Below are 6,010 nucleotides of genomic sequence, written 5' to 3' on the forward strand. Positions count from 1 at the left end.
GGGGGAGGGAAGAGGGGTCCGGCTTCGGCCGGACCCCTCTCGTTTTCCCCCTGCCTGTGTCCACAGCCGCGCGGGTGACGGTCGTCGCGCTGTCGGTCACTGCGGGTACCATCGGAGCAGATCACCGACCAGTCTGAAGGGAGCCCGCAGATGGGTGAGGCGCCGCACCTTTCGGTTCTGGAGGGCGTCCTCGAGCGGATCACGTACGCCAACGAGGACAACGGCTACACGGTTGCGCGTGTCGACACCGGCCGTGGTTCCGGCGATCTGCTCACGGTGGTCGGTGCCCTGCTCGGCGCGCAGCCCGGCGAGTCCCTGCGGATGCACGGCCGTTGGGGCTCCCACCCTCAGTACGGCAAGCAGTTCACGGTGGAGAACTACACGACGGTCCTGCCGGCCACGATCCAGGGCATCCGCCGCTACCTCGGTTCGGGACTGATCAAGGGGATCGGGCCGCGCATCGCCGAGCGCATCGTGGATCACTTCGGTACCGACACGCTGGAGGTCATCGAAACTGAGACCGCCCGCCTGGTCGAGGTGCCGGGACTCGGGCCGAAGCGGACGAAGCTGATCGCCGCCGCGTGGGAGGAGCAGAAGGCGATCAAGGAGGTGATGGTCTTCCTCCAAGGCGTGGGAGTGTCCACGTCCATCGCCGTGCGGGTCTACAAGAGTTACGGCGACGCCTCGATCTCCGTGGTGAAGAACCAGCCGTATCGCCTTGCCTCCGAAGTGTGGGGCATCGGGTTCCTGACCGCCGATCGGCTCGCGCAAGCGGTGGGAATCCCGCACGACAGCCCCGAGCGGGTCAAGGCCGGCCTCCAGTACGCCCTTTCGCAGGCCACCGACGGCGGCAACTGCTTCCTGCCCGAGGAGCGGCTGATAGCCGATGCGGTGAAGTTGCTCCAGGTGGACACCGGCCTGGTGATCGAGTGCCTGGGGGAGTTGGCCGACGAGGAGGGGGTGGTGCGCGAGCGCGTGCCATCGCCCGACGGCGACCGCGAGCCGATCAAGGCGGTGTACCTGGTGCCGTTCCACCGCGCGGAGATAGCACTCGCCGCCCAGGTGCTGCGGCTGCTGCGCGGCCCGGAGGACCGTATGCCCGCCTTCCAGGACGTGGCCTGGGACAAGGCGCTTGCCTGGCTCGCCGACAAGACCGGCGCGGACCTTGCCCCGGAGCAGCAGGAGGCGGTGTGTCTGGCGCTCACGCAGAAGGTCGCGGTGCTCACCGGTGGCCCGGGCTGCGGCAAGTCGTTCACAGTGCGCTCCGTGGTCGCCCTCGCCACGGCCAAGAAGGCCAAGGTGGTGCTCGCCGCGCCCACCGGCAGGGCCGCCAAGCGGCTTGCCGAGTTGACCGGGGCCGCCGCGTCGACCGTGCACCGCCTGCTCGAACTCAAGCCGGGCGGCGATGCGGCCTATGACCGTGACCGGCCGCTCGACGCGGACCTGGTGGTGGTCGACGAGGCGTCGATGCTGGACCTGTTGCTGGCGAACAAGCTGGTGAAGGCAGTGCCACCCGGGGCGCACCTGCTGTTCGTCGGTGATGTGGACCAGTTGCCGAGTGTGGGTGCGGGGGAGGTGCTGCGGGACCTGCTGACGCCTGGCGGGCCGGTCCCGGCCGTGCGGCTCACCCGTATCTTCCGGCAGGCCCAGCAGTCCGGTGTGGTGACGAACGCGCACCGGATCAACTCGGGGGTGTCGCCGGTCACCCAGGGACTGGCCGATTTCTTCCTCTTTGCCGAGGAGGACTCGGAAGAGGCGGCCAGGCTGACGGTGGATGTGGTGGCCCGGCGAATTCCGGCCAGGTTCGGTCTCGACCCGCGCCGCGACGTCCAGGTGCTCACTCCCATGCACCGCGGTCCGGCTGGCGCGGGTGTGCTCAACGGGCTGCTCCAGCAGGCCGTCACGCCGGCCCGCCCGGATGTGGCCGAGCGCCGGTTCGGCGGCCGCACCTTCCGGGTCGGCGACAAGGTCACCCAGATCCGGAACAACTACGACAAGGGTGCCAACGGTGTCTTCAACGGCACCGTGGGTGTGGTCACCGGCCTCGACGTGGTCGAACAGCGCCTGACGGTGCGGACCGACGAGGACGAGGAGATCGGATACGACTTTGACGAGCTGGATGAGCTGACGCACGCCTACGCGGTCACGATCCACCGGTCGCAGGGCAGCGAGTATCCGGCGGTGGTGATCCCCGTCACTACCGGCGCCTGGATGATGCTCCAGCGCAACCTGCTTTACACCGCCGTCACGCGGGCGAAACGCCTGGTCGTGCTGGTCGGCTCCCGTCGGGCGATCGGGCAGGCGGTGCGTACGGTCTCCGCGGGTCGCCGCTTCACCGCTCTCGACCATCGGCTTGATCTGGGCGCAAAATAGGCACTCCGTGCCACTTTTCGGCCCGATGGCCGACCCCGAGTGCACACCCCAGTGCCAAATGGGGGACAGTGGTCGTAGTCAGGGCACCTCGAAGAAGAGGCAAAACCGTCGGTGAGGGAATGACGTGAGCGACAACTCTGTAGTACTGCGGTACGGGGACGGCGAATACAGCTACCCCGTTGTGGACAGCACCGTCGGCGACAAGGGCTTCGACATCGGCAAGCTGCGTGCCGACACCGGGCTGGTCACCCTGGACAGCGGCTACGGCAACACCGCGGCGTACAAGTCCGCGATCACTTTCCTCGACGGTGAGCAGGGCATCCTGCGTTACCGCGGGTATCCGATCGAGCAGATCGCCGAGCGCGGGTCCTTCCTGGAGACCGCGTACCTGCTGATCAACGGTGAGCTGCCGACTGTCGACCAGCTCTCGGAGTTCCAGGGCCAGATCACCCAGCACACGCTGCTGCACGAGGACGTCAAACGGTTCTACGACGGCTTCCCGAAGGACGCCCATCCGATGGCGATGCTGTCCTCCGTGGTCAGCGCGCTGTCGACGTTCTATCAGGACAGCCACAACCCGTTCGACCCCGAGCAGCGCGACCTGTCCACGATCCGGCTGCTCGCCAAGCTGCCGACCATCGCGGCGTACGCGTACAAGAAGTCCGTCGGCCAGCCGGTGGTCTACCCGCGCAACGACCTCGGCTACGTCGAGAACTTCCTGCGGATGACCTTCTCCGTCCCGGCCGAGGAGTACGAACTCGACCCGGTCGTGGTCAGCGCCCTGGACAAGCTGCTCATCCTGCACGCCGACCACGAGCAGAACTGTTCGACGTCCACGGTTCGGCTGGTCGGCTCCTCGCAGGCGAACCTGTTCGCGTCGATCTCCGCCGGCATCAGTGCGCTGTGGGGGCCGCTGCACGGTGGCGCGAACCAGTCGGTGCTGGAGATGCTGGAGCGCATCAAGGCCGAGGGCGGCGACGTCGACTCCTTCATCCGCCGGGTGAAGAACAAGGAAGACGGCGTGAAGCTCATGGGCTTCGGGCACCGCGTCTACAAGAACTTCGACCCCCGGGCGAAGATCATCAAGGCGGCGGCGCACGACGTCCTCTCGGCGCTCGGCAAGTCCGACGAGCTGCTGGACATCGCGCTCAAGCTGGAGGAGCACGCGCTCAGCGACGACTACTTCGTGTCGCGCAAGCTCTACCCCAACGTGGACTTCTACACCGGCCTGATCTACCGCGCGATGGGCTTCCCGACCAGCATGTTCACCGTGCTGTTCGCGCTCGGGCGGCTGCCCGGCTGGATCGCCCAGTGGCACGAGATGATCAAGGAGCCCGGCTCCCGCATCGGTCGGCCGCGGCAGATCTACACCGGTGTCGTCACCCGTGACTACATCCCGGTCGAGGCCCGCTGACCTGGGCACACGTGTAAAGAGAGCGCCCCGCGACGGATCCCCCCACGGGTCCGGCACGGGGCGCTCCCGTTTCCCGGAGCGGATCCCCCCACGGGTCCGTACCGGGCGTTTTTCGGCGGCTGCGCCAAGCCGGGACGAAACGGCCGGGAGGGCCGCTCAAGCTCCCCGGCGTCGCCCCGGCGACGCAACTCGGTCCATCCCCCAAGACGGACCGTACCTCAACCCCCCGCACCGGCTCCGCCGGGGGCCGGTGTTCAAGACATAAGACCCACGAAACGCCGTAATGGTTACGTTCCAAGCGATGTGATCTACGTCTCTTTGGGGAAGGTGTTTTCGCAGGCTACCCCGCGCGCGGCCGGTCCGGCGCGATCCCGTAGCGTGCTGTTTCTCCTCGAGGGGCGGAGCATATGGCAGAGAACGGGACAGCGGTCCGGAACATCGTGGTGACCGGCGGAGGCACGGGCATCGGCCTGGCCATCGCGATCCGGTTCGCGGAGGACGGCCACCGCGTCACGATCGTCGGCCGCCGCCGCGAGGTCCTGCACGCCGCCGCGGACGAGTTGCGTGCCGAGCGTGGCCTCGATGTCACTCCCGTCGTCTGCGATCTGGCCGATCCCGATGACGTGGAGGCGGTCCTGTCGCAACTGCCCGAGCGGATCGATGTCCTGGTCAACAGCGCAGGCAGCCGCGAGCTGGCGGTCGGCGCCGGACCGCACGGGCTGCTGGCCCGCTGGCGCGGCGATTTCGAGCGGAACGTCCTGACGGCGGTGCTGCTCACCGAGTCGCTGCGGGACCGCTTCGCCGACGGCGGCCGCGTCGTCACCGTGACGTCGGTCGCCGCGCTGCGCGGCGGTGGCTCCTACGGGGCCTCCAAGGCCGCTCTGCACGCCTGGAACCACTCCCTGGCCGCCCAACTCGGCCCGCAGGGCGTCACGTGCAACATCGTCGCTCCAGGGACGGTTGCGGGCACCGAGTTCTTCGGCTCGCGGCTCAATGACGCGGAGCTGACCCGGCGCGCCGGCCGCACCTTGGTCGGCCGGGTCGGGCGACCGGCGGACGTGGCGGCGGCGGTGCTCTTCCTGGCCTCCCCGGAGGCGGGGTTCGTCACCGGCGAGATCCTCCAGTGCAACGGCGGCGAGTTGCTGGGGCGCTGACCCTGATGAGCTCGGCGGTGCCGGCACGCACCCCGGCTCCCCGGCGTCGGCCCGTACCGAGGCGCCCCAGGCGTGTTCCGTTGCCCCTGTCTGCTCCCCACCCCGACTCGGTCTGGCTACGTCGCCGGGCGGTCTCCAACCACGGGAGTAGGGCTGCTGCGCCCCGAGGATGAGATTTCCGGAGAATCGGCGGAGAAGTGCCCCTACACCGCCAAACCCGCTTGCCGTGCCCCGGGAACCGCTGTCAGCGTTGATTCCAGGGGGTGGGAAGAGGGGCGGTGGTATGGACGGTGCACTGAACGTGTCGTCATTGGACTTCACCTCAGGTCTCGCCGAGCACCTGCGGGGTGGCAACGTCTTGTGGGCGTACGCGCTGCTGGCCGCGACGACGGCTCCGCCGCTCGTGCCCAACGCGGTGCTGCTCGTAACGGGTGGTGTGATGGCCGCTGAGGGCCGCCTGGACATCGCCCTCGTGCTCCTTGTGGTGGCGGGCAGTGCAGTCCTCGGCGACATGCTCCTGCACCGTGCTGGGCGGGCGCTTAGCGGCCGGGTGCTCAGCCGCATGCGCCGCCGGCCCCGCCAGGCAGCGCTCCTGAAATGGGCGGCCCTGCGTATTCAGCGACACGGAGTGCCCTTTGTCATAGGCGTCCGCTTCCTGCCCAGCGGCCGGGTGATCGGCGGGCTCGCGGCGGGCGTCGTACGCTATCCGGCTCGGCGTTACGCGATCGGCGCGGGCGTGGCCGAGGCGGTGTGGGCGTCGTACTCGGTAGGCGCCGGGTACATCAGTGGCCGGGCCGCCTCGAACTCGTTCTACGCCCTCTCCCTGGGCCTTGGCATATCTCTGCTGGTCGCGGGGGCCGGCACTATCGTCCAGTGGGTCTCGCGCGGCCGGGATCGGCGGCGCGGCGAGACGGCCCGTCCCTCGCCTGTCGTGACGGCGTCCCTCGTAGGAGGCGTGGGTGGTGCGGTCGGCGTCGCGATCGGTACGGGTGCCCCTGGCAGCACCTTGGCGCCGCCCACCCCACTTTTGCCCTCGCCACCGGCCGCAGCGGCGTCCTCGGTTCCCGCC

Annotated in this window: 4 protein-coding genes; all 4 read left to right on the forward strand. The window is 68.9% G+C overall.

Annotated features, from left to right (window positions below; all coding sequences use genetic code 11):
• Positions 1 to 150: 150 nt before the first annotated feature.
• Positions 151 to 2,373, forward strand: coding sequence for an SF1B family DNA helicase RecD2 (gene recD2, locus AC13HU_RS30345; RefSeq protein ID WP_483045178.1), 2,223 nt, complete (start codon positions 151 to 153; stop codon positions 2,371 to 2,373).
• A gap of 124 nt (positions 2,374 to 2,497) precedes the next feature.
• A complete protein-coding gene (locus AC13HU_RS30350; protein ID WP_328464326.1) occupies positions 2,498 to 3,787 on the forward strand; it encodes a citrate synthase in 1,290 nt (429 codons plus the stop codon).
• A gap of 407 nt (positions 3,788 to 4,194) precedes the next feature.
• Positions 4,195 to 4,941, forward strand: coding sequence for an SDR family NAD(P)-dependent oxidoreductase (locus tag AC13HU_RS30355; RefSeq protein WP_483045179.1), 747 nt, complete (start codon positions 4,195 to 4,197; stop codon positions 4,939 to 4,941).
• Between the two features lie 283 nt (positions 4,942 to 5,224).
• Positions 5,225 to 6,010, forward strand: a 786-nt coding sequence (locus tag AC13HU_RS30360; RefSeq protein WP_483045180.1) for a DedA family protein, incomplete at its 3' end; no start/stop codon positions are given.

The sequence above is a fragment of the Streptomyces sp. NH27 genome (assembly GCF_056859195.1).

What these genes read in the sequence shown, in the direction of transcription:
- recD2 (WP_483045178.1), top strand. Translation starts at nt 151, where the DNA reads ATGGGTGAGGCGCCGCACCTTTCGGTTCTGGAGGGCGTCCTCGAGCGG.
- AC13HU_RS30355 (WP_483045179.1), top strand. Translation starts at nt 4,195, where the DNA reads ATGGCAGAGAACGGGACAGCGGTCCGGAACATCGTGGTGACCGGCGGA.